At 52.8% G+C, this 26,961-nt stretch carries 26 protein-coding genes and 2 pseudogenes; 1 reads left to right on the forward strand and 27 read right to left on the reverse strand.

Features of this window, described 5'->3' with window-relative positions; translation table 11 throughout:
• Positions 1–496: 496 nt before the first annotated feature.
• The 14 genes and pseudogenes from NSQ80_RS19350 to NSQ80_RS19415 all read right to left on the reverse strand — a co-directional run.
• Positions 497–1,618 carry an MraY family glycosyltransferase gene (locus NSQ80_RS19350; RefSeq protein WP_260071700.1) on the reverse strand — a complete coding sequence of 374 codons (1,122 nt, stop codon included), beginning with the start codon at positions 1,616–1,618 and terminating at the stop codon, positions 497–499.
• Positions 1,619–1,730: 112 nt separating this feature from the next.
• The gene (locus tag NSQ80_RS19355) at positions 1,731–2,492 is read right to left on the reverse strand and encodes a WecB/TagA/CpsF family glycosyltransferase (protein WP_260071701.1); all 762 of its coding nucleotides are present in this window, start codon (positions 2,490–2,492) and stop codon (positions 1,731–1,733) included.
• 14 nt (positions 2,493–2,506) lie between these two features.
• Positions 2,507–3,652: a polysaccharide pyruvyl transferase CsaB gene (gene csaB, locus NSQ80_RS19360; protein WP_339300483.1), complete on the reverse strand. Its 1,146-nt coding sequence runs from the start codon at positions 3,650–3,652 to the stop codon at positions 2,507–2,509.
• Positions 3,625–5,643, reverse strand: a complete 2,019-nt coding sequence (locus NSQ80_RS19365; protein ID WP_339300485.1) for a DUF5693 family protein — start codon at positions 5,641–5,643, stop codon at positions 3,625–3,627. The genes csaB and NSQ80_RS19365 overlap by 28 nt, the downstream gene beginning before the upstream one ends.
• Positions 5,644–5,708: 65 nt before the next feature.
• Complete coding sequence (locus NSQ80_RS19370) at positions 5,709–7,427, reverse strand: phospho-sugar mutase (RefSeq protein WP_339300487.1); 1,719 nt, start codon at positions 7,425–7,427, stop codon at positions 5,709–5,711.
• Between the two features lie 38 nt (positions 7,428–7,465).
• Positions 7,466–7,888 carry a 3-hydroxyacyl-ACP dehydratase FabZ gene (fabZ, locus tag NSQ80_RS19375; RefSeq protein WP_009223756.1) on the reverse strand — a complete coding sequence of 141 codons (423 nt, stop codon included), beginning with the start codon at positions 7,886–7,888 and terminating at the stop codon, positions 7,466–7,468.
• 332 nt (positions 7,889–8,220) lie between these two features.
• Positions 8,221–8,421: a DNA-directed RNA polymerase subunit beta gene (locus NSQ80_RS19380; protein ID WP_036644212.1), complete on the reverse strand. Its 201-nt coding sequence runs from the start codon at positions 8,419–8,421 to the stop codon at positions 8,221–8,223.
• Positions 8,422–8,433: 12 nt separating this feature from the next.
• Entirely contained in the window at positions 8,434–9,255 is an 822-nt protein-coding gene (locus NSQ80_RS19385) for a flagellar hook-basal body protein (RefSeq protein ID WP_339300491.1), read from the reverse strand.
• Positions 9,256–9,294: 39 nt separating this feature from the next.
• Complete coding sequence (locus tag NSQ80_RS19390; RefSeq protein ID WP_339300493.1) at positions 9,295–10,197, reverse strand: flagellar hook-basal body protein; 903 nt, start codon at positions 10,195–10,197, stop codon at positions 9,295–9,297.
• A gap of 78 nt (positions 10,198–10,275) precedes the next feature.
• Complete coding sequence (locus NSQ80_RS19395; RefSeq protein WP_009223752.1) at positions 10,276–11,274, reverse strand: rod shape-determining protein; 999 nt, start codon at positions 11,272–11,274, stop codon at positions 10,276–10,278.
• A 246-nt stretch (positions 11,275–11,520) separates the two neighbouring features.
• Complete coding sequence (spoIIID, locus tag NSQ80_RS19400; RefSeq protein WP_009223751.1) at positions 11,521–11,805, reverse strand: sporulation transcriptional regulator SpoIIID; 285 nt, start codon at positions 11,803–11,805, stop codon at positions 11,521–11,523.
• 516 nt (positions 11,806–12,321) lie between these two features.
• Positions 12,322–13,068, reverse strand: coding sequence for a M23 family metallopeptidase (locus NSQ80_RS19405; protein WP_009223750.1), 747 nt, complete (start codon positions 13,066–13,068; stop codon positions 12,322–12,324).
• 100 nt (positions 13,069–13,168) lie between these two features.
• The gene (gene spoIID / locus NSQ80_RS19410) at positions 13,169–14,737 is read right to left on the reverse strand and encodes a stage II sporulation protein D (RefSeq protein ID WP_339300498.1); all 1,569 of its coding nucleotides are present in this window, start codon (positions 14,735–14,737) and stop codon (positions 13,169–13,171) included.
• Positions 14,738–14,916: 179 nt separating this feature from the next.
• Positions 14,917–15,162: pseudogene (locus tag NSQ80_RS19415) on the reverse strand (winged helix-turn-helix transcriptional regulator); the annotation flags it as partial.
• Between the two features lie 8 nt (positions 15,163–15,170).
• Here NSQ80_RS19415 and NSQ80_RS19420 point away from each other — a divergent pair.
• A pseudogene (locus NSQ80_RS19420) lies at positions 15,171–15,796 on the forward strand (zinc-binding alcohol dehydrogenase family protein); the annotation flags it as partial.
• 51 nt (positions 15,797–15,847) lie between these two features.
• Here the strand turns inward: NSQ80_RS19420 and murA are convergent.
• The 13 genes from murA to wecB all read right to left on the reverse strand — a co-directional run bounded on the left by murA (position 15,848) and on the right by wecB (position 26,789).
• On the reverse strand, positions 15,848–17,191 hold the full coding sequence (gene murA / locus NSQ80_RS19425) for a UDP-N-acetylglucosamine 1-carboxyvinyltransferase (RefSeq protein ID WP_036644207.1): 1,344 nt from the start codon (positions 17,189–17,191) through the stop codon (positions 15,848–15,850).
• Positions 17,192–17,479: 288 nt separating this feature from the next.
• Positions 17,480–17,731, reverse strand: coding sequence for a DUF1146 family protein (locus tag NSQ80_RS19430; protein ID WP_009223746.1), 252 nt, complete (start codon positions 17,729–17,731; stop codon positions 17,480–17,482).
• A gap of 284 nt (positions 17,732–18,015) precedes the next feature.
• Complete coding sequence (locus NSQ80_RS19435) at positions 18,016–18,432, reverse strand: F0F1 ATP synthase subunit epsilon (protein ID WP_009223745.1); 417 nt, start codon at positions 18,430–18,432, stop codon at positions 18,016–18,018.
• A 60-nt stretch (positions 18,433–18,492) separates the two neighbouring features.
• On the reverse strand, positions 18,493–19,884 hold the full coding sequence (atpD, locus tag NSQ80_RS19440; RefSeq protein ID WP_009223744.1) for a F0F1 ATP synthase subunit beta: 1,392 nt from the start codon (positions 19,882–19,884) through the stop codon (positions 18,493–18,495).
• 35 nt (positions 19,885–19,919) lie between these two features.
• Positions 19,920–20,780 carry an ATP synthase F1 subunit gamma gene (gene atpG / locus NSQ80_RS19445; RefSeq protein ID WP_009223743.1) on the reverse strand — a complete coding sequence of 287 codons (861 nt, stop codon included), beginning with the start codon at positions 20,778–20,780 and terminating at the stop codon, positions 19,920–19,922.
• 182 nt (positions 20,781–20,962) lie between these two features.
• Entirely contained in the window at positions 20,963–22,477 is a 1,515-nt protein-coding gene (gene atpA / locus NSQ80_RS19450) for a F0F1 ATP synthase subunit alpha (RefSeq protein WP_339300503.1), read from the reverse strand.
• Between the two features lie 15 nt (positions 22,478–22,492).
• The gene (locus tag NSQ80_RS19455) at positions 22,493–23,041 is read right to left on the reverse strand and encodes a F0F1 ATP synthase subunit delta (RefSeq protein ID WP_260071010.1); all 549 of its coding nucleotides are present in this window, start codon (positions 23,039–23,041) and stop codon (positions 22,493–22,495) included.
• On the reverse strand, positions 23,038–23,526 hold the full coding sequence (gene atpF, locus NSQ80_RS19460; protein WP_260071011.1) for a F0F1 ATP synthase subunit B: 489 nt from the start codon (positions 23,524–23,526) through the stop codon (positions 23,038–23,040). Before atpF ends, NSQ80_RS19455 begins: the two co-directional genes overlap by 4 nt.
• Positions 23,527–23,641: 115 nt before the next feature.
• A complete protein-coding gene (gene atpE / locus NSQ80_RS19465; RefSeq protein WP_009223739.1) occupies positions 23,642–23,866 on the reverse strand; it encodes a F0F1 ATP synthase subunit C in 225 nt (74 codons plus the stop codon).
• Positions 23,867–23,980: 114 nt separating this feature from the next.
• The gene (gene atpB, locus NSQ80_RS19470) at positions 23,981–24,799 is read right to left on the reverse strand and encodes a F0F1 ATP synthase subunit A (RefSeq protein ID WP_260071013.1); all 819 of its coding nucleotides are present in this window, start codon (positions 24,797–24,799) and stop codon (positions 23,981–23,983) included.
• Positions 24,800–24,839: 40 nt separating this feature from the next.
• On the reverse strand, positions 24,840–25,214 hold the full coding sequence (locus NSQ80_RS19475) for an ATP synthase subunit I (RefSeq protein WP_260071014.1): 375 nt from the start codon (positions 25,212–25,214) through the stop codon (positions 24,840–24,842).
• Entirely contained in the window at positions 25,207–25,452 is a 246-nt protein-coding gene (locus NSQ80_RS19480) for an AtpZ/AtpI family protein (protein ID WP_260071015.1), read from the reverse strand. The genes NSQ80_RS19475 and NSQ80_RS19480 overlap by 8 nt, the downstream gene beginning before the upstream one ends.
• A 182-nt stretch (positions 25,453–25,634) precedes the next feature.
• The gene (gene wecB, locus NSQ80_RS19485) at positions 25,635–26,789 is read right to left on the reverse strand and encodes a UDP-N-acetylglucosamine 2-epimerase (non-hydrolyzing) (protein ID WP_311202277.1); all 1,155 of its coding nucleotides are present in this window, start codon (positions 26,787–26,789) and stop codon (positions 25,635–25,637) included.
• Between the last annotated feature and the right edge of the window lie 172 nt (positions 26,790–26,961).

Here is a 26,961-nt window from a genome sequence, read left to right on the forward strand (position 1 = left end):
GGGCACAAAAAGATGCCGTTTCGGCGTGGCTTGCTCCGGCATAGATCGCTCTTAGATTATCCCGTTCGCTCAGTCTGCCTTTCAGGAATAGTAACCTTCCTCCTCAGCGCACTGCCTCGGCAACCCTCATCCGTCTCGCTAACGGACCGTAATGACCTTATTCGTCGATTTCCCACTCATTTCCCGTCCTAACGGACTACAGAGACCTTATTGAGCTCATTCTGACGTAAAACTTCCGAAGCAGCACGAAATAAGGTCTCTTCCACGGTCCGTTAGAATCCAATTGGCAGCAATCAAGCGCAATTAACGGCTCTGGAGTCCGCTAGATCAGGGGGACTATAAGAGGTGCAGAGCGGTTGAAGGTGCTTCGGGCCGAACAGGGAGGGTACCCGGCTGAATCAAGCACAAAAAAACAACCCCCGCGGCTCATCACCGCCAGGGGTTGTCCTATGAACAAGTAAAGAAATGCATAATTGCCCTGCAATTAGGAATGCTATTATTTCGTACCGCGCTCTTCCGACACCTTCATGCGAAGGCGGGCGAGGAAGTCGAGCACGGGGCGCTTCGTCTTGCCGATCAGGCCGATGACTTCGGCACCGATTTGCAGGAAGAAGACCATCACGCAGATGACGACAAACGTCACCCAGTTCGCGTTGTACATGGCGGCCGATGATTGAATGACGGCCAGCACGCCGAAGAAAGCGGCGATGCCGTAAATGATCAGCACCGTCTGGCGGTGGCTGAATCCGAGCTCACGCAGGCAATGGTGCAAGTGCCCCTTGTCCGGCGAGAAGATCGGCTTCTTTTGCATCCAGCGGCGCACGATGGCGAACATCGTGTCCGAGAGCGGCACGCCGATCAGGATCAGCGGCGTCAGGAACGACACAATCGCAATCTGCTTAAAGCCGAGCAGCGACAACAGCGCTAAGCTAAAGCCCAGGAACAGGGCGCCCGAGTCGCCCATGAAGATTTTGGCCGGGTGGAAGTTAAAGTACAGGAATCCGATAATGCTGCCGAGAAGCAACAAGCAGAGCAGGGCCACCATCACATTGCCCATCAGGAACGCCATGACCGCAATCGTCCCGATCGCAATGGCAGAGACCCCTGCAGCCAATCCGTCCAATCCGTCGATCAGGTTAATGGCATTCGTCACGCCAACGATCCACAGAATGGTGAACGGAATGGCCACCCACGTCTCCACTGCAGCATACGTGTGAAACGGAATATTCGCAAATTCAATCCGGATATCGAACACGAACACGACCACGCAGGCCGTCGCGATTTGAATCAGAAATTTCAGTTTCGCCGGCAAATCGAAGCGATCGTCCAAAGCGCCCAGCAACACGGTAATCGTTCCGCCTACCAGGAAAGCTTTGATGAAGTTCACTTCGCGTACCGTGAATACGTCAGGTAAGAATGGAAGAAGCAGAAAAAACGCGATGACAAAAGATAAAAATATCCCTAAACCACCGAGTCTCGGCATAATTCGTGTATGCACTTTGCGCGCATTGGGCACATCCACGGCGCCGACCTTAACAGCGAATTTCTTTACGAGCGGCGTTAGGCCCAAAGCCAAGCCAAGTGAAACGATAAACCCGATGATATAGATCATCAACATTCAATTTCGACCTCCAATTGTTCTGCACCGGAATGATTATACTCCGATTAAGGAGAAACACCAACCCCGCATTTGCGCAAAAAATCACAGTAATTCATGGAAATCGAGACTTTTAGCCCATTTTCGTAAGGTTTTCTTTCTCCCGCAGCACGCGTACGGCGAATTTCGGCAGCGCCAGCATTCTGCGGAAGCGGGTAGGTTCCTTCAACAACCGGTACAGCCATTCCAGCCGAAGCTTCCGGAAGGCCATCGGAGCTCGTTTGGTTCGCCCGGAAATCACGTCGAAGCTGCCGCCGACGCCCATCATGACAGGGACGCGCAGGACGTCTTTGTATTTGGCGATCCAAGGCTCCTGCGTGTCTGCCCCCCGTGCAACAAACAGCAGATCAGGCGCGGCTTTGACGATTTCATCGATCACTTCTTGGTCTTGATTCGGACCGAAGTAGCCGTCGCGATATCCCACGATCGTCGTCCCGGGATATTGCAAGGCCAATCGGCGAGCCGTTTCCTTCACGACGTCCGGCGCTGCACCAAGCAGGTACACCTTCCAGCTGCGGCGTTCCCCTTGCTTCATCAATTCGTGCAGCAGCTCGTACCCCGGCACGCGTTCTGTCACCGGATCACCGCCTTTTTGCGCGGCCCAGACCAGGCCCGTTCCGTCCGGCACAATCAATTCGGCGGTTCTCATCATCGCTTTATATTCCGGATTCTCAATCGCCGCCATCATCATGATCGGATTGGCCGTAATCACATGATGCGGCGTCTTGGCGGTGACCACATCCGTCAAATAGGCGACTGTCTCCTTCATCCCCCATTTGCAGACGGGAACGCCAAAGACCGAAACCGTCGGGATACCTTCCTTGATCATCGTCATCACCTGTTCACCCATCACTTTCGTAAAAATTCAACGATCCGCCGCGCGGGTACCCTTGCTTCCCGCTTCAGTTCCGCGATTTGCGCGGCGTGGGTCTTGCGCCACGTCCCGGCTTCCTGCAGGAGGCGCTCCCCTTCCGCGGCCAAGATCCGCGGATCCAGCTCCTCCGCGGTCCCGACCGGGACGCTTCCGATGCGACCTAAGAAATGGTCGATCTTCGGGTCATACGAGACGCCGAGCAGCGGGACGTTCTGCGAGGCGGCGTAGATCAAGCTGTGCAGCCGCATGCCGATCAGCAGGCTGCACTGGCTGACCTCCCGCAGCATATCCTGCGGGTGCTCCGCCTCTGGCGCGATGCTCACGGTGCAGCCGCGTTCCGCCACATTTCCCAGCCGTTCCATCACGAAGCGTGAAGCTTCGTCGTCGCCAGGGAAATGGAAGGGCAGGAAGCGGATATGCACCGGCTTGCGGCGGCAGAGCAGCGAGAGCCCCTCGGCCAGCTGCGTGAGATCGGTTCGCGATGGGTTCCAGAAGCGAACCGATACGCCAACGACCGGCAGCTCGGAAGCGGACTCGCCTTCCTCGCGGTGCCCTTCCGAGGAGCGATCCGCAGGCTCCCGAAGCGTCAGCCCCATCACGGGGTCGGGCACGACCTGGATGGCGTCTTTGCCGCGCAGCCCCATGTCCCGGAGCAGGCTGGCCGATTCCGTATCGCGCACGGAAATATAGTCGCAGCGCCGGAACACCGAAGCGATCAAAGGCCGGAACAGCTTGCGGTTCACCGGTCCGATGCCCTGAGCATACACGAAGGTCGGCTTGCCGAGCCATTGCGCCAGCTTGATGATACCCAGATAATACGGGATTGACTTGATCCCCGTCGCATCCTGCAGCAAGCTGCCGCCTCCGCTGATCAATCCGTCGCTGCTCTTTATAGCCTTCCTTACCTCTCCGAGTTTCATCCGGTGTACAGCTTCCACACCATACGTGCGGCTTGTCCACTCCGGATCGATGGACAGCACAACCGGCTTAATGTCCACGCCCGAGGTAAGTCCTTCTTCTTCCAACGCGGTCAGGATGGATTGAAGCACCGCTTCATCCCCGCTGTTGCGAAACCCGTAATACCCCGACAGAACTATGGTTTTAGCAGTCGTGGCGACCATTTATCCCAGCACCTTTCAATGATTTGCCAAACCAGAACGGCAATCAAACCGATCACAAGACCAAGTCCGAGACCCAGAACATCGCGGATCAACGAAAGCACGGCCGGCGTGTGAATATGTGCGAACGTGTCGACCATCGACAATTGGCCCATCACCGCGATAATCATCGCGAACATCGCCCAGCGATAGCGGAACGCGGCAAACAGACCAACGATAAAGAGCGGATGCGCCAGCAAAAATTCTTTGTTCCGCGGCCGAACACCAAAGGTGTTCTCCAGGAAAGAACGGAAGGCCGCTTCACCCGGAAGCAACGTTCCAGAATTCCCAGTACGGGACAGGTAGTACAGCGCCGCCACTCCAAGTACAGCAGCAACGACTACCCAAAGCACCGTAATCCGCATGCTAAGCCATTTGCGCAATTCCTCCCAAACCGAGTTCCCCCGGTATAAGAAAACATATACGGCGATCAGCAGGATTGGCGCCAAATGCAGCAGGCTGACGCCACGGAATTGATTCAGCACCAGGCTGTACGTAATGTTGTTCAAGAGCGCGATCACGAACGGTACAGCGAATAGGGACAGCAACGATGTTTTGATATACAACACAATCGTATGGGTCAGCCGCCGTCCGCCCGAGAGATTCGGATGCTTCTCTTGAAGCTCCTGCACCTTGCGGATCGCCAATACCATCGCAATTGTCGGCGCGCTGATGGCTACGAACAGAGCCAAGGCTTGCTCAAGCAAGACCGGCTTCAGCACGTACAGTCCAGCCGAACCTACCAGGCCGAGCACAAAAGCTGCCAGTGTAAGCGACGGCAGGAAGCAGGAAATCAGCAACGCTACAAACGCTACGCCTCCAAGGACAACCAGCGCTTTCAGGTATCTCTGCCAGCTAGCGTCGTGAATCGTGAAAGCCTCAGCTTGTCCCAGCTCAAATCCGTTGTTTTTGATCCGCTTCATTGCATTCCCCGGAGCTTGCAGCGAACCAATCAGATTATCGATGGGATTCGTAATCGACGCTTTCGCCACGTCCTTGGAAGCAGAAGCGTTGAGATAAACCATCCGGATGTTCCGGTCTTTGGTCGCCAGAACGAACCGGTCGGCCAGCGTCATCTTATCCTGGGAAGCCTCCGCATCCGACAAGGAATGCAGGCGCACCACGTTATAATCGATCAGGTAAGCCAGTTTGTTAAAGCCTTTTTGCGGAGCCTTTAAATTTTCGATGGCCGCGATGCCGATGTTGTATTTTTTCAGCAAATCCGCAAAGCCCTGCAAACTATGCTTCGTCTGATCCTCGTTAAAGCCTTTCACCGCTTCGCCGTCGAACAGAATGCGATTTACCCCGTTTTCAGCGAAAAAGGCCAGCAGTTGATCCATCTCTTCCTGATCATAAGGGATATTGTCCGAAAGCCGCGGCAAAATCGTAAAGCCTTTCTCCCGCAGCATGTTAAACGCAATCGGATCTAGCGGCATCGGCTTCATCATCGCTTCTTCCATGCCCATGCCGATCGCAAGACCGCCATAATCCTGATACTGCCAGTTTGCCACCGGCACGTCCAGCTGGCGGAATGCCGCTTCGATCATCGGCTTCAACTGCGCTTCGTTCTCCGCACTTGTAAACGCCAGGTAGGTGTAATTGCCGCTATTCGTCACGACGGCACCGTTCAGCTTCGCAACTTCCAGCGAACTAAATACCATAATCCGGCGCGCTTTTACCAATTCGTCCAGCGTGCTTTCAAACATCGCCATGGTGCCCACGCCAGCTTCTTTCAGACGGTCCAGCTGCTCATCCATATACGCCTGGGGATTCGCCTGATACGATGCGATATCCAACAATCCTCGATAATTAAAGACGAACTCCACTTTGTTTGCGGAGGATTCCGTTTGAACCCGCTGCGCGATCACCGGCACAGAAGCCAGGATTCCGACAATCACCAAAACCCACAACAATTTTCGGGAAGCGTTATTCCACCGCTGCCAACTTCGAATCACTAAGGTACCTCCTCAAAAATGCATGAATCCACATCTGTTATTTGTTTCCCCAACCTGCTTGCCGATTATTGATCGACGCGGGCAAGAACGTCTTCTTGAATCCGGTTCAGACGCGACTTGGCATCTTCCGCAGATGTGCCGCAAACGCCAAAATAGAATTTGATCTTCGGTTCCGTACCCGAAGGGCGCAGACAGAACCACGAACCGTCATCCAGCAAAAACTTCAGCACATTCTCCTTCGGCAATCCGTCCAGGCCTTGCGAGTAATCGAGTACTTCGGATACACGCACGCCCCCAACTTCCTGCGGCGGGTTGCTGCGGAAGGCTTCCATCAACGCCCCGATTTGGGCCAGGCCGTCCTTGCCTTTCAACGTACGGGAAGCTAACGCTTCGCGGTAATAGCCGAACTGTTGGTACAGCTCCTCCAACACGTCGATCAAGGTCTTTCCTTGGCGTTTGTAATACGCTGCCGCTTCGCAGATCAACATCGAGGCTACGACGGCATCCTTATCGCGCGCATAGTTGCCTGCCAGATATCCGTAGCTTTCCTCATAACCGAACAAATAAGTATACTCGCCGGAAGCTTCAAATTCGTTCATCTTCTCACCGATATATTTGAAGCCGGTCAGCGTGTTAAACACCACAGCCCCATAGTGGCGGGCAATCGCAGCGCCAAATTCGCTGGTTACAATCGTCTTGACAACCGCGCCGTTGTTCGGAAGCTTTCCTCTTTCCTTCATTTGACTCAATACATAATGAACGAGCAAGGAGCCCGATTGGTTACCGGTAAGAATTTCATATTCGCCGTCCCGCGTGCGCACAACGGCCCCCATTCGGTCAGCATCAGGGTCTGTACCGATCAAGATATCCGCGCCCACTTGCTTGCCGAGCTCGATAGCCATCGTGAACGCTTCCCGTTCTTCTGGGTTCGGGGACTTCACCGTTGGAAAATCACCATCCGGCATTTCCTGTTCCTTCACAATATGCACTTGGGTAAAACCAAGCTTCTCCAAAGCACGGCGAACCGGAAGGTTCCCTGTCCCATGCAGCGGCGTAAAGACAACCACCAGATCTTTAGCTGCTCCGGAAGTCATGAGCTCGCGATTGACACTGGTGTTCACCACTGTATCCGCAAAGGCTTCATCCTCGTCGGCGCCAAGCCATACGAGCAATCCCTTCGCTTCTGCTTCTTCGCGGCTTAACCGTTTGACTTGGGCGAAGGAAGCGACCTTCTGAATGCGAGCAATAACCTGCTCCGCTTCATGCGGAACGAGCTGGCCGCCCGTCGAGTTATATACTTTATAGCCGTTGTACTCTGGCGGATTATGACTTGCTGTGATGACGATACCCCCGGTGGCCTTCTGAGCGCGTACAGAGTAGGAGAGCTGCGGCGTTGGGCGCAACGATGGGAACAGCTTGGCTACGATGCCGTTGCCGGCCAGCACCAAAGCAGCTTCCAACGCAAACTCCGGCGAGAAGTGACGGCAATCATGCGCAATGACGACCGAAGGTGCCCCGGCTTGTCCCGCATGCGCTTCCAGAATATATTCGGCAAACCCTTGCGAAGCACGGGCTACCGTATAACGGTTCATGCGGTTGCTCCCCGCGCCGATCACGCCGCGCAACCCGCCTGTCCCAAACTCCAGGTCACGATAGAAACGGTCCTCGAGTTCGGCCGGGTTATTTTCCAAATCACGCAATTCCTGTTTGGTTGCTTCATCAATCGTTGGGTCCTGCAGCCAGCTCGCCAGCTTCTCACGGACGGCATTACTGATTTCAGTCATGATAGGTTCTCCTCCTTAGTGATTACGATTACGCCCGATTAAGACAAGGCGAACATGATGTCTCCCTCGGCAACAATTTTATCGTCCACTTTCGCAATGGCATGGCCTTTACCGATGGAGCCCTTCATCCGGGTCACTTCGACCTCCAAGCGCAGCGTATCTCCCGGGACCACTTGCCCGCGGAAGCGGAATCCATCCAGTCCAGCCAAGAAGCCGATCTTCCCGCGGTTCTCCTCGACGTTAAGGATCGCAACGGCGCCGACCTGCGCGAGCGCTTCCGTAATCAGTACGCCAGGCATTACAGGGTATCCCGGAAAATGCCCGGTAAAGAACGGCTCATTCATCGTGACGTTCTTGATCCCGACGGCGCGTTTGCCTTCTTCCAGCTCAATAATGCGGTCCACCAGCAAAAACGGAGGACGGTGCGGCAGGATTTCCTGAATTTGGTTCGTGTTCAACATATGTAAGTCTCCTTTCGGTTTATGGCATGAGTTTCGGATCGTGCGCATCCCAACTTGAATAAAAATGCGGGTATCCGGTCACACTGTAGTTATCCTTCGCCTCTGCAGAAGCGAAGGTTAAGATAAGGGGCTTATCCGCAAACGACCTCCCGGTCGATTACGGATATAGCCCTTTTGACGGTTTTCCCCACCTAAGTCCCCCATCATTATACATTTTTCGCCTACAAAAAGAAAACTCCCGTCAGCCGAGAGTTCGTGGACATTTTTGTTATTTTCGTTCTGTTTCTTCTATATATATAGAAGCTATATATATAGAAGCGATCTGATTGGCCTTATGGAGCAAAGACCAGATCAAGTACATGCTTCCAAGTTGCCCAGTTCCAAATATCGGACATATCCTGTTTGCCGAACACAACATACCCTACGACCATACCTGCCGCCAGAGCTGCGACAAGAACGAGCAACACAAGCACGATCTTCAGGATGACGATCCAGGCCGGCCGTTTGCTCACCGGTTGACTGTCTTCACTCATGAAGCATCCCACCTATCCGCGCAAGTTGTTGGCTAGACCCATCATCGTTTCACCCGAGGTTAGCGCACGAGCTGTCAATTGGTAGGCGCGCTGCACCTGGAGCATTTCCGCCATCGCTTCCGTTAAATCTACGTTAGAAGCTTCCAGCGCCCCTTGGCGCAGGCTGGCCCGCTGTTCCTGCGGGAGCGACAAGTTATCCACCATCGCTTCGGCAGGGTCAAGACCCGCTGCTAGAACAAAGAGGTTCCCGTCCTTCTGAACGAGTGCATCCGGCCGCTCCGCCGTCAACAACGCGATTCGTCCCACTTCCGTTGTGCCTTCCCCATTGGTTGCCAGGATATTCCCTTCAGCGTCAATGCTAAGCTTGGCATCGGACGGGAACGTGATCGGTTCACCTTCAGCGTTTAAGACCACATACCCTAGTTGATTCACCAAGAAGGCTGACTCGGCATCATCCGGATCCGGTTGAATGTGAAAATCCCCGCCCCGGGTATAGGCAACGACACCTTCCGGCGTCAACACACTAAACATCGCATTGCCTTGAATGGCCAAATCCGTCAAATTGCCGGTCTCTTGAATCGAGCCCTGGGCATAATTGACGGTGACCTGCGACATTCTGGAGCCAAAACCAAGGGTGAACCCGGACGGTGTAGCCCGGCCCGGCAGATTCAGATCGGAAGTCTGGTTCTGCACCCGGGTCAGCGTGTCTTCAAAGTTGGCTTCTTTTCGTTTATACCCTACTGTGTTCGCATTGGCGATATTATCGGCCAGCAAGTCCAAACGCTGTTGAATGCCGCTCATCGATACCATCGCGCTGATGACGGTGTTATTCATGCCGCACCTCCTGTATTAAGCAAAAGCAACCGCACATGATCATTGTACTTTGCCAATTTCATTAACCGCTTTATCCAAGCTTCTATCATAATATTGAATGATTTTTTGGTTGGATTCATAAGCTCGTTGCGCGGCCAGCAAATCCACCATGGATTGGGCGGTATCGACATTGGATACCTCAAGATAGCCTTGGCGTACCACAGCCCCATCCGCTCCAGGCACCAGCTCACGTACTCCCGCCGCCTCTTCATCCGCCACCCGGAAGACGCCGTTGCCTTCACGGACAAGCTGGTAAGGCTGTTCCACCACTGTAATTCCCAAGGCACCCAGATTCACCAGGGCACCGGTGTTATCCACTGCCGTTAAATTTCCGGCTTCATCGCTGGACAACGTGTCCACGGACAAGCCTGCATTCAGGATGATCGGATTGCCGTCAGTGTCCAGCACCCGATAACCGGTGGACGTTCTCAGCTCTCCCGCCGCATTCACCGTGAAGCTGCCGTCCCGGGTATATCGTACATTCCCCTCGTTATCCGCAACGGCGAAAAAGGCCTGCGGCTGATAGATCACTTCGCCGTCCTCTGTGACGAATTTACCGGAAGCGTCAAACGCATAAGGCTCACCCGTTGCCGGGTCATTCAAGCTAAGCTGTGAGATCAAGGCAAAATCGGTATTCTTTCCGGTTTCCTTCAAATCCCCTTGCGTAAACGCCGGCAGGCTCTCTTCCGCAAACACCCCGGTTACCAGCTTCCCGATTTGCTTGTTGTTCCCGGACTGCTTGTCCCCCATCAAGGAAATCAGCATTTCGGGAAAAGAGCGCGCTACGGTATTCACCGATTTGTAGCCCGGTGTGTTGAGATTGGCGATATTCTGCGTAACTGTATCATGCCGCCGTTGTTCGGCGATCATGCCGGATGCTGCGGTATAGAGACCTCTTAGCATGACTTACCTCCAGACGCTATGTATTCTAAATGCCCTATTGTTCCGGGCAATTCATTCCTTCTTTATTTTATCGGACGATTAGAACTTTCTTCTTAGCACCTTGTCCAAATTATCGAGCATAATCCCCGTACCCTTTACCACACAGTGCATCGGATCTTCCGCAATGAGCACCGGTACGTGAAGCTCTTCGGCAAGCAGCTCGTCCAACCCGTTCAGCAGAGCGCCTCCTCCGGTCAAAATCACGCCGCGGTCAATGATGTCGGCGGACAATTCCGGCGGAGTGCGCTCCAGCACCGATTTGGCGGTGGCAACAATGGAGGATACCGGATCAGCCAGGGCCTCCTGGATTTCTTTCGCCGTGATCGTCACGGTCAGCGGCAGTCCGGACACCATGTCCCGTCCGCGGATATCCATCTCCGCCTGCCGTCCGTTCGGGTGCACCGTTCCGATTCCAATTTTGATATCCTCTGCTGTCCGTTCCCCGATCAACAGCTTGTACTTCGTTTTAATATATTTAATGATGGCAGCATCAAACTTGTCCCCAGCGACTTTAAGTGACGAGGCCGTGACGATGTCTCCCATGGAGAGCACCGCCACATCCGTCGTCCCGCCGCCGATATCGACAACCATGTTGCCGCTCGGTTCGAAAATATCCATGCCAGCCCCAATTGCAGCCGCTTTAGGTTCTTCTTCTAAATACACTTCTTTGGCACCGCTGTGTTCGGCTGCTTCGCGAATCGATTTCTGCTCGACCGACGTAATGTTCGTTGGCGCGCAGATCAGAATTCTCGGATGGCTGTACCAGCTTCGCCCGCCCACCCGGTCAATAAAATACTTCAACATCGTTTCCGTAATTTCAAAATCGGCAATGACTCCGTCCTTCAAGGGACGAATTGCAGTGATATTTCCAGGCGTACGACCTACCATCCGTCTAGCTTCCTCACCGACGGCCAGTACCCGTTTCCCGTCGCTGTCAATGGCGACAACGGAAGGTTCGTCAAGTACTACTCCCTTCCCCTTGATATGAATTAGCACATTGGCCGTGCCTAAATCAATCCCAATATCCTTGCCCATCATTCGATCCCCCAAAGCGTATTTTTGTAAATCACGGAAAGGACGTAGCGGTCCTACCTCATGTGATATGGCAGAAGCGTCCCGCTGACTAGGTGTTGTTTATCGACAAAAGTCGAAGAATATCGCGAAATTTCGGGATAAATGGATGAAAATCCACATCATCTTATACCATATTTAAAAATACCATACTTTAGGGGATTGATTCAATGATTATCGTTCGATGAGTGAACTAAATAAATTCATTACTCATTAATTAACGGAGCTAATCACCTCACGTTTGGATTGACCTTTTTTCTTATACTTGATCTTCGTTGCTTCACCGCCGCGCAAGTGTCTAATCGATTTGTGATATTCGAGAATGTGCTTCACCTGATCCGCTAAATCCGGATTAATCTCCGGCAAACGTTCGGTTAAATCCTTGTGCACCGTGCTTTTCGAAACGCCGAATTCCTTGGCGATCGTCCGAACTGTGTGCCGTGTCTCCACGATGCACCGTCCAATCTTTATCGTCCGTTCCTTGATGTAATCGTGCACGCTCCCGCCTCCCTCAACTCGAGATAGTTTGGTACATTATATGAGGGGCGGGCTTAGATATTCTTTGTTTCCAAGCGTGACAAGCCTTTGCGGGGCCTTTTATTTTACCGTTGGTTACTAAGGGAGTAGCTGCAGCTCGGTTGGACAAGTGAAGTGAAGTGCGTAAAACGGAGTAATGGAGTTACCATCTTCATGCTTCATAAAGGACTTTTTTGGCCTTATTTGGGCGTTCGAGCTTGATCTGCACGAGATAAGGACAAAATAGGCTCTTATTTGTCTCGATCCTCAGGAAAACAAGCCTTATGAGGCTTGGATCAAAAAAATAAGGCCAATATTTTCCCTTATTTACTCGGGAAGCCGGAATTTCCGGTAAATAAGGCCTTTTTGTACCCTTATTGCGAATGAGGACAAAAAAACGGAGAGCTCTTCGCTCTCCGTCAGGCCTGCTGCCGTAGTCCTCGATGTTTGGATCGGCTGGCAGTGCCTTACATGGGATGGATGGGTTATTGCAAAACGTTAGTTTTTCGGAAGTACGGATTCCGGATTCACCAGCTCGCCATTTTCATAAATTGCAAAATGGACGTGGTTGTCGAGATCCTTCTCCACTTCGTTGCGGCCGGCGCTGCCGATAATGTCGCCTTGCTTCACTTCGGCATCCTTCTTCACCTTAACTTCGCCTAAGCTTTCGTATACCGTCTTCAGGTTGTTAGCGTGCGTAATTTCCACCACGTACCCGAGGAGCGGCACTTCTTCAACCCGCGTCACTTTCCCGCTCATGGCAGCCGTGACTTCGAAAGGCTTACGGTCTTCGCGCGCCAAGTCGATCCCGGTGTTTGGCGTAAACGTATCGTTGTACTGCACCAGGGCGGCTTGATGTTCTTCGGCCGTGCCATCCTTCTCATAGAACGGCTTCACCACACTAACTTCGGCGGCATTCACTACCGGCCAAGCGAGATCTTCGGAGGAGGCGATGACTTCGGTTGCTTCTTCCTCTGTCGTTCCCTCTCCCGTTGCGGCTTCCTCTTCGCCAGACAGGTTCACGGTGTCGGTCACGCTGGCGGGGGTCGAGTCCATCGGCTTGTTGCTCGCATCCTGGTAGACCCACACTAAGGTTAGTATAATTGCCGCTGCCGCCACATACGCTGCCGGGTAAACCCATCTCTTTGACAATAATCTCTTCCACGCGGATACCGGCTTCACCGGTTCTCCCAGTCCCATTTTAGGAGATTCCTCGTGACTTGTTTTTTTCTGGTTTTCATTCATTTGCTCATCACCTCAGTAACCAGTGTTACCGGGGTGAACTCTTTTATACTTCGTCTATATACTTTTTTTCAGAAAAAAGAGAAACTTCGCATTCAAGCCACTACTTGAGAAAATGGGAGACCTGCTGAAACGAGATTCCCGTGTAGTAGTGTTTGAGGATTTGCGTGGTTGTATAACCCTCTTTCGCCATCCCGTTCGCTCCCCACTGGCTCATGCCAACGCCGTGGCCGTAGCCATAGGTGGTGATCTTCACGGTATCGCCGGCCACCGCCAGCGTAAACTGGCTGGAGCGAAGGTCCAGCTTCTCCCTAACTTCCCGGCCGGTGTACACCTTGTCGCCGATGCGAATTTCTTTCACCCGACGCCCGGTGGTCCAAGAGAGGATCTTAAACAGCTTGTCGGCACTCAGCTTCGACGCCGCCGCTTTGGCTTGGGCTTCCCCCTGATCCAGCGCAGCTAATGCGGTCTGCACCGGTTCCGGCACTTTCTGTCCCAGCTTGGCGTAAAGCTGGGTGAGCGGCATTTCCACGGTTTCGCGGTTGTTCGGATTGATCGCCGCATCCCATGGGCTAGGCACGCTGCGCAAATAAGGAATTTTCAGCGACCAATATTCCTCGGAGTTCTCCGTGTATCCGCCGCTGGAAGAGAAGAAGGAAGCGGTGATCGGCTGTCCGCGGAACGTCATGACGATTCCTGCGGTCTGCCGGACGGCTTGACGCAGCTTCTCCAGCTCTGCGCCCTTCCCCCGGCTTGGCCACTCTTCCAATTCCGCACGGGGGAGATAGACTTGATGTTCAATGGTGTCGTTGACATCCGCATCTTTGCTCCCGGTGCCTGAGGGTTCTCCAGCGGCCAGCCGCTGGACGATAAAGGTGCGCGCCGCGATGGCCTGCGCTTTGAGTGCCGCGAGCTCGAAGTCCGCCGGCATCTCGGCGGCGAGCACGCCGGTGACGTATTGCTCGAGCGGCACGGTCTCGACCACGCCGGTGCGCGTGAGATAGACGCGCACCGGCGGCCCGCCCGCGGCCGCCGCGTCAGCGGCGTCCGGCTGCGCGGGCGGCGCCTCCGCGCGAGCCGCGTCCTGCGGGCGCGGCTCCGCTGTCGGCGGCACGGCGGCAGACGGCGTCTGCGCCGCCGCCGGGTCGTGGCGCACGGCGGGCGCCTGCGCCGTGCGCCACGCGATCAGCGCTGGCAGCAGCAGCGCCAGCGCGATCAGCGCCGCCGCCACAGGGGCGGCGCCGGTGCCGCCGAACCATCTCCTGCCCAGGCGGGAGATGGTTCGGCCCGGCCGCGTGCGGACGCTTACGCGCACGCGGGTCTCCGGCGGCACCGCTCGCAGCGGTTGTGCCGCCAAAGGTACCCCGCGGGCACCCTCTATCCCAGCCCTCGCATATTCTGCATCTGCCGGCCTCTCGCTTCCCCCACTTCCTTGCTTCGCGACTCCTCCCTGCCCTCGTTCCTGCTTCAATTCAACTGCTTGTTCCGATTTTGGACGAACCTTCATCATGGATACGGGTGCCGACACTGTGGTTGTTTTCGCTTCGTCATGCCCTAAAGGGCGGATCGCTGCCTTATTGTCTATCTGAAGGTTGCTGCTTTCTTCTTGATTTTGCTTTACCTCTCGGCGAAGTGCCACATTGATTTTTACTGCCTGAGATCGTTCCTGCATCGATTGATTCCCCCCGCCCTCATCATGCTGCCGTGCTAGCGAGCTAGTAACCTAGCTTTCTGCCCTTATATCGTTTGCCCGCTATACTTATAGATATGAGTTTTGAGGAATTGATAGAACACAAAAAAGGACCCGATTTCTCGAATCCTCTGCAAGTACTTCTATATTTATAGAAAAAGTCAACCTTGCCCTTCCATCTTGTTCAGAAACGGAGCCGTCTTCTTGTAGGTTTCGCCCCATTCCTTCATTTTCTGAATGATGGGAATCAGGGTTCTGCCGAATTCCGTTAAGGTGTACTCCACCTTCGGAGGCACCTGATGGTACACCTCGCGATGAACGACGCCATCTTCCTCCAGCTCGCGAAGCTACAGCGTCAGCATCCGTTGGGTAATCCCCGGGCAAATCCGGCGAAACTCGTTAAATCGAATGGGTACCAATTTCGCTGGATTTCGCGGAAGCAGCAGCTCTGCCCTTGACCGGGATTACCGCCTGGGAAGCGTTGTTCGATCGTTTAGGCTTCTCCAAAGACGCCGACCAGAATGCCGGAAAAACGCTCTTGATCATTGGCGCCGCCGGAGGAGTTGGTTCTATCGCGACGCAACTCGCCAAGCATGCCGGACTTACGGTGATCGGCACGGCTTCCCGTCCTGAATCGGTGAAATGGGTGAAGGAGCTTGGTGCCGATGAGGTCATCAATCACTTTGAACCTTTTGTTCCCCAACTCCAAGCGCTGGGGTATGAACATGTTGACTATATCTTTTGCTTGAATACCGCAGAAAAACACTGGAAGAACATGGGGGCGGCATCACCCTGTTGCAGCAGAAAAGCGTCTCCTTCGTGTATGAGCTGATGTTCACCCGCCTGATGTTCCATACAGAGGATATGATTGAGCAGCACCATCTGCTGAACGCTCTAGCTGATTTGATCGATCAAGGGGTGATCCGCACGACAGCTGCGGAAAAGCTATCCCCCATCAACGCCGCCAATCTCCGCAAAGCCCATGCGCTCATCGAGACCGGAAGAACGATTGGCAAAGTGGTGCTGGAGCATTTCAGCTAAAGAAAAAACCATGCCGACGGCATGGTTTATCTTACATCTATGAACTTCACCTTAAGCCCAAGAGGGCTGAATTTTCAATACCGGGATTTCCTCTTTGGCAGCAGCCGATACTTTCTCGGTTTCCGGAGCGGTCTCTTCGACCGAAATGCGCCAAATGTCCGCGCCCAGGCCGGACAGCTTCTCGGCCAAATCCACATATCCCCGGTCAATATGATGCGTACCGCTGACTTCTGTCGTCCCGTCCGCTGCCAGTCCTGCCAAGATCAGTGCCGCTCCGGCACGAAGGTCGGTGGCGCAAACCTTAGCTCCGCTGAGCTTATTGCTCCCGGAGATAATCGCGCTGCGTCCTTCCACCTTAATGTCGGCATTCATTAAACGGAACTGATCCACGTGCATAAAGCGGTTTTCAAATACCGTCTCGGTAATGACACTAGCCCCTTCGGATACGAGCAGCAACGCCATCATTTGCGCTTGCATATCGGTTGGGAAGCCCGGATACGGCAACGTTTTAACATCCACAGCTTTCAGCGGTTTGTCTGCAATCACACGTACTCCGTTCTCCTGTACTTCCACGGTAACGCCCATTTCCTCAAGCTTGGAAATGACCGGTCCCAAGTGATCGGCAATCGCACCTTCAACAAAGACGTTCCCACCGGTAATGGCCGCAGCGACCATAAACGTACCCGCCTCGATCCGGTCCGGGATCACCGTATGCTCGCATCCACGCAACCGTTCGACGCCTTCAATCCGAATCATGCCCGTTCCCGCTCCGCGGACAACGGCTCCCATACTGTTCAAGTAGTTCGCCAAATCAACGATTTCCGGCTCTTTGGCCGCATTTTCAATAATGGTCGTGCCTTCCGCCAAGGTTGCCGCCATCATAATGTTCTCCGTTGCACCTACGCTGGCAACGTCCAAATAAATCTTGGCTCCGCGGAGGCGGCCGTTCGTCTTGGCTTCGATAAACCCGTGGCCGAGGGTGATCTCTGCACCCATCGCTTCGAAGCCCTTCAGATGCTGGTCAATCGGTCTGGTCCCGATCGCGCAGCCACCCGGGAGGGAAATCCGGGTGAATCCCATTCTTGTTAACAACGGACCCATGACAAGAAAAGACGCCCGCATCTTTCGCACCCATTCATAAGGCGCCTCGCAAGAAGCGATTTGCCGCGCATCAACAGTAATGACCTCTCGGTCATAGGTAACGGCTGCTCCTAGCGACTCTAACACTTTATTAATGGTCATTACATCGTCAAGAGGGGGCGCATCGCGAATGACGCTGACTCCTTCTTCACCCAGTAAAGACGCTGCAATGATCGGTAGCACTGAATTTTTAGCACCGCTGACTTTTACGTTCCCGGCCAAAACATTGCCACCGCGGACGATAAATTTGCTCATCATGGTTCCCTCCGCGCGTTCATTTTCACTTTTTTTCCCGATTTGGAAAAAGATTTACCTGGTTCATTCCCTAAATTTCATCATATCACCGGTCATTTAAGGCACACAAGGCTCCAATCTTGTCGAAAAAGCGTGTTTTGGCACAGAAATCGCTTCTTGCCCCGATTATGGACATGCTCTCGAGTTGTAGTCCTTATTCACCATTGTTGACACAATGAAATGATGTTATTCGACAATTTCCTTCCTGATCTGTCTGTAGACGAACCCCACAAACACTCAGTTTAATGCTCAAAACATATACTTCAGCATTTGGGTATATTGCCAATAATCCATAATAAAAGCGGCTACGAAACGGCCTAATACGATCGCCAACAGCAGGTGCAGCAGCTTGCCCTGCGGGCTCTTAGGGTGCCGGATCAATAAATCCAGCTTCAAGTTCTGCAGCGCCCACCATGACAGCACCACACAGGCCAAGGAGACGAGGATCGCTGTCAAGCCGTTTACACCAACCGAAGCCGCTACCTGGTCGACGGGATTCATAATAAATCCTCCATCACGTTTATATTTATGCAGCAAGTACCTAAACGGTTAATCTTCCCCTTTGACGCTGACACATCAATCCAAGTTGCACAGGGACGTATTTATATATCGGTTACTATCCTGTAAAAATATAGACCTTATATATCATACTTGGCATCGCCGTAATAATCCAGCTTTTCTTTGTAATGCAAAGGCTTCCAACGGCATCTATTACCAAAATATCATTCTGACGTCATTCTGAAAGAAAAAACAGGCACCTCAAGAGGTGCCCGTTATTTTGCAGTCTATTGCTGTTTGCGGCTGCTGACCACGTTAATCCGGGTCACCGCCCGTTGCAGCGCCAGCTCTGCGCGGCGATGATCGATACGGTCCTGGTTGCTGCGATTCGCCAATCGGCGTTCCGCACGCTCACGTGCCGCGATGGCCCGCTCCAGGTCGATCTCTTCCGGCAGCTCTGCACTTTCGGCAAGCACGATCACCTTATCGCCCTGTACTTCGATGAATCCGCCGTGTACGGCGATATACGTCTCTTCCTTGCCGGTTTTCGCAACCACCGGAGCAACTTGCAGCGGAGTCACGAGCGGGATATGGCCCCGCAAAACGCCAAACTCCCCTTCAACGCCGCGGACCGTTAAGCTGTCAACCTCTTTCGAGAACACCACATGCTCCGGCGTAACAATTTCCAATAAAAAGGTGCTCAAGTTTTATCCCTCCTGTTCGTGGGACAGTTCATTTCTGAAGCATCCGGATTCGGCTTCGAATTACAGCGTTTTGGCCTTTTCGACAGCTTCTTCAATCGTTCCTACGAACAGGAACGCCGCTTCCGGAAGGTCGTCATGCTTGCCTTCCAAAATTTCTTTGAAGCTGCGGACCGTCTCGGCGATCGGCACATACTTCCCTTTAATCCCCGTAAACTGCTCAGCCACGTGGAATGGCTGCGACAGGAAGCGTTCGATTTTCCGAGCACGGGCAACGAGTGTTTTATCGTCGTCGGACAATTCATCCATACCAAGGATCGCGATAATATCCTGCAGTTCTTTATAACGAGCCAAGATTTGTTTTACGCCTTGGGCTACGGCATAGTGCTCTTCGCCCACGATCTCCGGCGTCAGAATCCGCGAGCTGGAAGCCAGCGGGTCCACGGCCGGGAAGATCCCTTTCTCGGAAATTTTCCGCTCCAAGTTCGTCGTTGCGTCCAAGTGAGCAAACGTCGTAGCCGGAGCCGGGTCCGTATAGTCGTCCGCAGGGACGTAGATCGCTTGAATCGAGGTAACGGAACCTTTCTTCGTCGAAGTGATCCGTTCTTGCAATTGACCCATTTCAGTTGCCAGCGTCGGCTGGTAACCTACTGCGGAAGGCATCCGTCCGAGCAACGCGGAAACCTCAGAACCCGCTTGCGTAAACCGGAAGATGTTGTCGATGAAGAGCAATACGTCGCGGCCTTCTTGGTCGCGGAAGTATTCCGCCATCGTCAGACCCGTCAAGGCAACGCGCAAACGTGCACCTGGCGGTTCGTTCATTTGTCCGAAGACCATCGCCGTTTTCTCGATAACGCCGGATTCCGTCATTTCCATGTAAAGGTCGTTCCCTTCACGGGTACGTTCCCCTACGCCGGCAAATACGGAGATCCCGCCGTGTTCTTGCGCGATGTTATGGATCAATTCCTGAATTGTAACGGTTTTACCTACGCCGGCACCACCGAACAAGCCGATTTTACCGCCTTTGGCATACGGCGCCAGCAGGTCGATAACCTTGATCCCGGTTTCCAGCATTTCCGCTTGCGTCGACAGATCTTCGAACTTCGGCGGTTCGCGGTGGATCGGGTATCTCAATTCGCTGTTGGCTTCGCCTTTGTTATCAATCGGCTCACCCAGCACGTTAAATACGCGGCTCAATGTCGCCGAACCGACTGGAACCGAAATCGGCGCTCCTAAGTCGATTGCTTCCGTACCGCGCACAAGGCCGTCTGTCGAGGCCATTGCGATACAACGAACGAGGTTATCGCCCAGATGATTGGAAGCTTCCAGAACCAAAGCAGACTGGCCGTCTTGCTTCTCAATTTTAATTGCGTTATAGATTTCCGGGAGTTGACCGCGCTCAAATTCGATGTCAACAACCGGACCCATTACGCTGACAACGCGTCCTTTGTTCATCTTCGTTTCCCTCCTAAAATTGCTGCCCGGAACGATCAGCCTTGTGCGTTAGCTCCGGCCACGATCTCCGTAATTTCTTGCGTAATCGCCGCTTGACGAGCGCGGTTGTACGTCAGGGTAAGTTCATTAATCATCTTCGTCGCGTTTTTGGTCGCGCTGCCCATCGCAGTCATTTTCGCACCAAGCTCACTGGCTTTACCGTCAAGAAGCGCACCAAAGATCAACGTTTCGGCATATTTCGGAAGAAGCACTTCTAATACGCCTTCCGGCGAAGGTTCATACTCATAGCTGCTGACCGGCGCCTCGCTCTCCACCGAATCAAAGGGGAGAAGGCGCTCCACGGTTGGCAGTTGGGTAATCGCATTGATGAACCGGTTATAGCAAATGTAAATTTCGTCGAATCGTTCGGTTTCGAAGCCTTGCACCGCTGCATAGGTCAACGACTTAATATCCGCAAATCTCGGAGAGTCCGAAAGCTCAGTCACTTCATGGACAACCGGATAATTGCGGCGTTTGAAATAGTCTCTGCCTTTGCGGCCGATAATGAACAGTTCGTATTCCGAAGTCGAGGCATGGCGAGAACGGATCAAATCCGTTACTTTCCGCAAAATATTCGCGTTATATCCGCCAACCAATCCGCCGTCAGACGTGATCACGATATAAGCGGTCCGTTTAACCGGACGCGACACGAGCATCGGGTGGCTGACGCCTTGAGAGGCAGCCGCAATGCTGGATACCACCTCTTTCAGCTTCTCCGAGTAAGGCCGAGCAGCTTGCGCTCTCTCCTGCGCTTTCCGCAGCTTCGCCGAGGCTACCATTTCCATCGCTTTGGTGATTTGCCGGGTGTTCTGAACGCTTTTAATCTGACGCTTGATTTCGCGCATCCCTTTTGCCATGATTTCACCACCTTAAAACTTTGGCAGAGCCAAAGTTACTTCGTAAGCATGTGCTTAGTTTTGGCGAAGCCAAAACTAACTTCGTAAGCATGAGCTTAACTTTGGCAGAGCCAAAGTATTTTTACACAAAGGCGTAAACCGGCATTGCGCTTAGCCAAGGCCGGTTTGCCGCAAGAACATTCTTATGCCGTAGTCGCGAAACCGCGTTTGAATTGCTCAATAACTTCTTTCAGCTTCGTTTCGTTCTCTGGCGTCAGATCCTTGGTGTCGCGGATCGACTGCAGAACGTCGTCATGCTGATTTTGGATAAAGGACAGGAATTCCGCTTCGAAGCGGCGAACGTCCGCCAATGGAATATCATCCAGATAACCTTTGACTGCGGTATACAAGCTGACTACTTGCAACTCAACAGCCAACGGTTGGTTGACGCCTTGCTTCAGGATTTCCATCATGCGCGAACCGCGGGTCAACCGGGCTTGCGTCGATTTGTCCAGATCGGAACCGAACTGGGAGAACGCTTGAAGCTCGCGGTATTGGGCGAGGTCCAGACGCAGGGTACCGGCAACCTTCTTCATTGCCTTGATTTGCGCGGAGCCGCCGACCCGGGATACGGAGATACCCACGTTAACCGCTGGACGTTGACCGGAGTAGAACAGGTCGGACTCCAGGAAGATCTGACCGTCGGTAATGGAAATGACGTTCGTTGGAATGTACGCCGATACGTCGGAAGCTTGCGTTTCGATAAACGGAAGCGCCGTGATCGATCCGCCGCCAAGCTCGTCGCTCAATTTGGCTGCACGTTCCAGCAGACGGGAGTGCAAGTAGAAGACGTCACCCGGATACGCTTCGCGGCCCGGAGGACGACGGAGCAGCAAGGAAAGTTCGCGGTAAGCTGCTGCTTGTTTCGACAAGTCGTCATAGATAATCAGCACATGCTCGCCTTTGTACATAAAGTACTCCGCCATAGCTACGCCGGCATAAGGAGCAATGTAGAGAAGCGGTGCCGGTTCCGAAGCGGAAGCCGATACCACGATCGTATAATCCAGCGCGCCGTGGCGACGAAGCGTTTCAACAACGCTAACAACGGTCGATTGCTTCTGACCGATCGCTACGTAAATACATTTCACGCCGTTGCCTTTTTGGTTGATGATCGTATCGATGGCAATCGCCGTTTTACCGGTTTGACGGTCACCGATGATGAGCTCCCGTTGGCCGCGGCCGATCGGAACCATCGAGTCGATTGCTTTAATCCCGGTTTGCATCGGTTCATGAACCGATTTCCGGTCGATAACGCCCGGAGCGTTATTTTCTACTGGACGGAATTCCGTCGTTTCAATAGGTCCTTTACCGTCGATCGGTTGACCCAGCGGGTTCACAACGCGACCCAGCAAAGCTTCGCCTACAGGAACCTGCATGATTTGGCCGGTCCGTTTCACTTGATCGCCTTCGCGGATTTCGCTGTAAGGGCCGAGGATTACGACACCCACATTGCTCTCTTCCAGGTTAAGAGCAAGACCATAAATGCCATTTTCAAACTCGAGCAGCTCGTTCGCCATAGCGTTCTCAAGCCCGTGAACACGGGCGATACCGTCACCAACTTGAATAACGGTGCCGACTTCAGCTACTTCGATTTCCGATTTATATTGTTCGATCTGACTTTTAATCAGTGTACTGATCTCTTCAGGTCTGATACTCAAGTGTTTCACCCCTATCTACAGTGCTTGTCTTCGAAAAGACTTTTCGAGCCGTTCCAATTTCCCGGCCAAGCTTCCATCGTACAGCGTGTCGCCAATTCGTACTTTCATCCCGCCAAGCAACGATTTGTCAATCACGTTCTCGACGCGAATCTTCTTATTTAAGAGGGCGCCGAACTCCGCAGCAACCTGCTGCTTCTCCTCTTCGCTGAGCGGATAAGTCGTCGTCACCAACGCGTTGGCAAGTCCAAGCGCTTCGCTGGAAATGCTCACGTAAGCGTCTACCAGCTCCGGCAGGAGCCCGATTCTTCCACGTTCTACCAGAAGCTTCACCGTCGAAACTACAGGTTTGGACAGTTTGCCTTCAATCGCATTGGAGATCGCTTCCCATTTGGCCGATTCCGTAATCTTCGGCGAGGCAAGAAAATGCTCAATGTCATCCCCTGCCCGAAAAGCTGCCGCCAGCGCCTTCAGTTCTTCTTCAACCTCCAGCGTCCGGCTTTCCGCCGCAGCGATCTCATACAATGCTTTGGCATACCGTTTTGCGGCTACGGTCTCGCGGCTCATGAGCGGCCACCGACCTCTTTAAGGTACTTGTCAACCAGTTCGCCTTGAACGCCTTCTTCGCTGACTTCCTTTTCGATCAGCTTGGATGCGATCTTCACCGACACTGCGCCCACTTCGCTGCGAAGTTGTTCCACCGCGCGGTTCTTCTCGTTCTGAATGTCGCGTACCGCTTCTTCTTTCAAGCGGGCCGCCTCGTTCTTGGCTTCCTCAAGCATTTGAGCGGCTTGCTTGCTGCTCGTTTGCTTGGATTGTTCAATAATTTCATACGCCTCTTTGCGCGCTTGCTGAAGGGCAGCTTTTTGCTCCTCCACATAAGCATTTGCCTGTTCACGTGTTTGCGCCGCTTCACTCAGCTGCTGCTGAACGAGTTCACGACGCTTCTCCATCACGGAAAACAGCGGACCAAATGCGTATTTGTTCAACAAGAAGTATAAAATCCCGATCGCAATCAATGCGAGGACGGTGTTTTCCCATACGAATTCCAAACTCAAGTCACTCCTTTCCGAAGCCTATCCGCATATCGCGTATCGCCCGCCCTGGGCTAAAAAGAAGGCGAGGACGTCTGTGGCCTTCCCCGCCAATTCTTTTCTAAAGATCTTATTAAGCCTGACCAAAGAACATAAATGCCAGGACCACGCCGATGATCGGAAGTACCTCGATCAAACCTACGCCGATAAACATCGTTGTTTGCAGAGTGGACTTCGCTTCAGGTTGACGAGCGATCCCTTCAACTGTTTTGCTGATAACCATACCGTTACCCAGCGCTGCGCCGAATGCGCCCAAACCTGCTACGATAGCTGCTGCTAATAATGCCATTGCTCCCATTTTGTATATCCTCCTTAAGTAAAATCAAATTTTATAGTTCAGTCAGGTTGAAGTCTTTCTCCAATCCGTAACTTGAAACTTAGACTAGCTATAGTGGGCTTCAAACATTGCCGGTTAATGCTCTTCGTGACTTTCCAGGTTTTGCGAGATATAAACCATCATCAAGATGACAAAGACGAAAGCCTGGATAGCACCAACGAAAATACTGAATCCATCCCAAACCATCAACAGCGGAACGGAGAAGATTGCACCAACCACGCTCGCTTTGGCCAAAGTCATAATGGTGGAGATCAGTACCTCGCCCGCGAAGATATTCGCGTAAAGACGAACGCCATGCGTTAACAGCTTCGAGAGCTGCTCAATCAAGTTAATTGGCAGAAAGAAAGGATAGGGCTGAACGTAATGTTTAAAATAATTTCTCGTGTTTCTTACCATCCCCAAACCGTGGGACAATACGAATACGAGCAAAGCCAGACCCATCGTTACGCTGAGGTCAGCCGTAGGTGATTTCCACCATGCCACCTCGGCGTGAGCTTCCTCACCCGGATGCTTCTCATGCTCTTCCGCAAGCACCTTCGTAACCGAAGTGATTTCCTGACCGAAAATTTTAGCTTTCGCCGGATCATCATACTCCGTTACGACCCCAAACAGAAGCCCTAGCATGTTGGCGACAAAGATAAACATAATCATCGTCATGGCCAGAGAGAGAAAAGGTCTTCCCTTCTTCAGATCCATGGTGCTGGAGATCAAGTTCTGAACGAACTCAGCCGCCCACTCCATGAAATTCTGCAGCTTGCCGGGATTCTCTACGGATAGATTCCGAGTCGCTAGACGCGCGATGACGAACACGATGGTGCAGGTCACCACCAGCATCAAGATGATGGACAAGTCCAAATGCAGACCGCCCAACTCTATGACCGGAGCTTCATGCATGTTTTCTCACCCCCATTCCAAGTTGAAATGCTACCAAGCTTTAAGGCTTACGAGAAAAACGAATACCTATAAAAAGAAGAAAAAATTGCGCAAAAACCAGACTGCCGGCAACCGCATACACGTTTAGATGCTGCGGATATTTCATCGCGGCAAATACCGCTAGAACCGCCAGTGCTGCACGGGTCAGAAATCCCATGTTCAACCGCTTCGAACCGCCGTTAACCGCGGCATCCAGTACCTGCCGGACCTTGCGGCCTAAGTAAACCGCGTTAATCCAGCTTACTGCTGAGCCGAGCGCGATGCCAAGCATAATGCTTTGATACTCCGGCAATAAAGCGCCTCCCAGAAAACACAGGGCCAAGAAACCTAGGGTTCCGGCTGTCAGAGCGCGGTTGTATTTCGAGAGCTCATCCATCATTTCCTCCCACAACCGACTTAATCAGAGCGACAATGCCGATAATTCCCGCTGCAATGCCGATCAGAACCCCAAGGCCGATGCCCAGTCCATTCTTGAACCACAGCTTATCCAACCAGGCGCCAAGGAAGTAACCTCCCACAGCGCACACGGCAAAGTTCGTTCCTAAAGCGGTTACCACAGCGACAGCCTTCCATACGCTGTTGTTGTTTTTATCAGGTTTAATCGGGTCTTTCATCTCAAATCACCCTAATAATCCCAATTTATTTTACTAATTGTGAAGAGTTATTGTCAATTGAGGTTTTTTAGTGATTTAAAGCCATGAAATGCTAAATTTGCCCTTGCAATCCTGAATAAAACGCATACAGCGTACAGTAATACTGTATACTTTTTTGGGCTCGCGATCAAAACAAATTTTCGCTAGTTTGTGAACTTTCTGTGAAATTCCTCCGGACGATCCTTCAAAAATCCAAAATGGTGACAAATCGCATTGACAATTCTTTGAGATGCTTGTCCATCACCATACGGATTCGCTGCCCGGCTCATTGATTCGTATAGCTTCTGATCGCTAAGCAACGCCTTTGTCCGTTCATAAACCATCTCCTCATTTGTGCCGACCAACTCCAGCGTCCCCGCTTCGATCCCTTCGGGACGCTCCGTCGTATCGCGAAGCACCAGCACCGGAACACCAAAGGAAGGTGCTTCTTCCTGCAAACCGCCCGAATCCGTAAGTATCAAATGCGTATGAGGGTAGAAGTTGTGCAAATCCACCACATCTAATGGATCAATAAGTTTAATACGGGGATGATCGCCCAACGTTGCATAGGCCGGTTCCCTTACCGCAGGGCTGGGGTGAACCGGATACACGATGGCTACATCCTCAAACTCATCGGCAATTCTTCTTACGGCGCGGAAAATATTCAGATGCGGTTCGCCTTGCGACTCGCGGCGGTGCGCCGTCATGAGAATAAGCCGCTTTCCAGCGGCCCAGTCCAGCACAGAATTTGTGTAATTCGGCTGTACTGTATATTGAAACACATCCGTCACCGTGTTGCCTGTGACATATATAGCTGACTCCGGTTTATTTTCCTTACGCAAATTTCCAGCCGACCATTCCGTCGGAGCAAAATGAAGATCGGCCAAAACGCCGGTCAGCTGACGATTCATCTCTTCCGGATAAGGGGAAAGCTTGTTCCACGTCCGCAACCCGGCCTCGACATGCCCCACCTTAATTTGCTGCAGGAAAGCGGCGTAACTTGCCAAGAAAGTCGTTAAAGTATCGCCGTGTACAAGCACAATGTCGGGTTTGGCTTCCTTAAGGACGCCTTCCAATCCTTGCAATACACGAATCGTAATTTCGTTTAGCGTCTGGTTTGGCTTCATGACGTCCAGATCGTAATCCGGAACGATCTTAAAGACGTCCAGCACCTGATCAAGCATTTCGCGGTGCTGCGCCGTCACACACACCACCGATTCGATTTGTTCGGGATGCTTCTGCAATTCCAGAATCAGCGGCGCCATCTTAATCGCTTCGGGTCTGACGCCGAAGATCGTCATTACTTTAATCTTGCCCACCCTACTCAATTCCTTCCATATAGAGGTAATCAAAATAAGTTGTTGTCGTCTGCCTGTCTCGCAGCAACTAACTGTAAAAGCTACCGTTAATTTTGGGATATCCGGCATAAGTGCCTCGATTAGCTGTAAAAGCTACCGTTAATTTCGGCGCAATTCCGCATTTTCGCTGAGA

The sequence above is a fragment of the Paenibacillus sp. FSL K6-2441 genome, assembly GCF_037964765.1.
GTDB lineage: Bacteria > Bacillota > Bacilli > Paenibacillales > Paenibacillaceae > Fontibacillus > Fontibacillus phoenicis.

Bases quoted from the DNA above. Each gene is read 5' to 3' on its own strand.
- atpD (WP_009223744.1), bottom strand. From the start codon at position 19,884: ATGAACAAAGGACGCGTTGTCAGCGTAATGGGTCCGGTTGTTGACATC.
- NSQ80_RS19480 (WP_260071015.1), bottom strand. From the start codon at position 25,452: ATGAAAGACCCGATTAAACCTGATAAAAACAACAACAGCGTATGGAAG.
- NSQ80_RS19475 (WP_260071014.1), bottom strand. From the start codon at position 25,214: ATGGATGAGCTCTCGAAATACAACCGCGCTCTGACAGCCGGAACCCTA.
- spoIID (WP_339300498.1), bottom strand. From the start codon at position 14,737: ATGCAGGAACGATCTCAGGCAGTAAAAATCAATGTGGCACTTCGCCGA.
- NSQ80_RS19390 (WP_339300493.1), bottom strand. From the start codon at position 10,197: ATGCTAAGAGGTCTCTATACCGCAGCATCCGGCATGATCGCCGAACAA.
- NSQ80_RS19355 (WP_260071701.1), bottom strand. From the start codon at position 2,492: ATGACGATGATCAAGGAAGGTATCCCGACGGTTTCGGTCTTTGGCGTT.
- fabZ (WP_009223756.1), bottom strand. From the start codon at position 7,888: ATGTTGAACACGAACCAAATTCAGGAAATCCTGCCGCACCGTCCTCCG.
- NSQ80_RS19350 (WP_260071700.1), bottom strand. From the start codon at position 1,618: ATGTTGATGATCTATATCATCGGGTTTATCGTTTCACTTGGCTTGGCT.
- NSQ80_RS19380 (WP_036644212.1), bottom strand. From the start codon at position 8,421: ATGAGTGAAGACAGTCAACCGGTGAGCAAACGGCCGGCCTGGATCGTC.
- NSQ80_RS19455 (WP_260071010.1), bottom strand. From the start codon at position 23,041: ATGAGCCGCGAGACCGTAGCCGCAAAACGGTATGCCAAAGCATTGTAT.
- NSQ80_RS19430 (WP_009223746.1), bottom strand. From the start codon at position 17,731: ATGAATCCCGTCGACCAGGTAGCGGCTTCGGTTGGTGTAAACGGCTTG.
- atpB (WP_260071013.1), bottom strand. From the start codon at position 24,799: ATGCATGAAGCTCCGGTCATAGAGTTGGGCGGTCTGCATTTGGACTTG.
- murA (WP_036644207.1), bottom strand. From the start codon at position 17,191: ATGAGCAAATTTATCGTCCGCGGTGGCAATGTTTTGGCCGGGAACGTA.
- atpG (WP_009223743.1), bottom strand. From the start codon at position 20,780: ATGGCAAAAGGGATGCGCGAAATCAAGCGTCAGATTAAAAGCGTTCAG.
- NSQ80_RS19370 (WP_339300487.1), bottom strand. From the start codon at position 7,427: ATGACTGAAATCAGTAATGCCGTCCGTGAGAAGCTGGCGAGCTGGCTG.
- csaB (WP_339300483.1), bottom strand. From the start codon at position 3,652: ATGGTCGCCACGACTGCTAAAACCATAGTTCTGTCGGGGTATTACGGG.
- NSQ80_RS19395 (WP_009223752.1), bottom strand. From the start codon at position 11,274: ATGATGGGCAAGGATATTGGGATTGATTTAGGCACGGCCAATGTGCTA.
- atpE (WP_009223739.1), bottom strand. From the start codon at position 23,866: ATGGGAGCAATGGCATTATTAGCAGCAGCTATCGTAGCAGGTTTGGGC.
- NSQ80_RS19385 (WP_339300491.1), bottom strand. From the start codon at position 9,255: ATGAATAACACCGTCATCAGCGCGATGGTATCGATGAGCGGCATTCAA.
- NSQ80_RS19405 (WP_009223750.1), bottom strand. From the start codon at position 13,068: ATGAATGAAAACCAGAAAAAAACAAGTCACGAGGAATCTCCTAAAATG.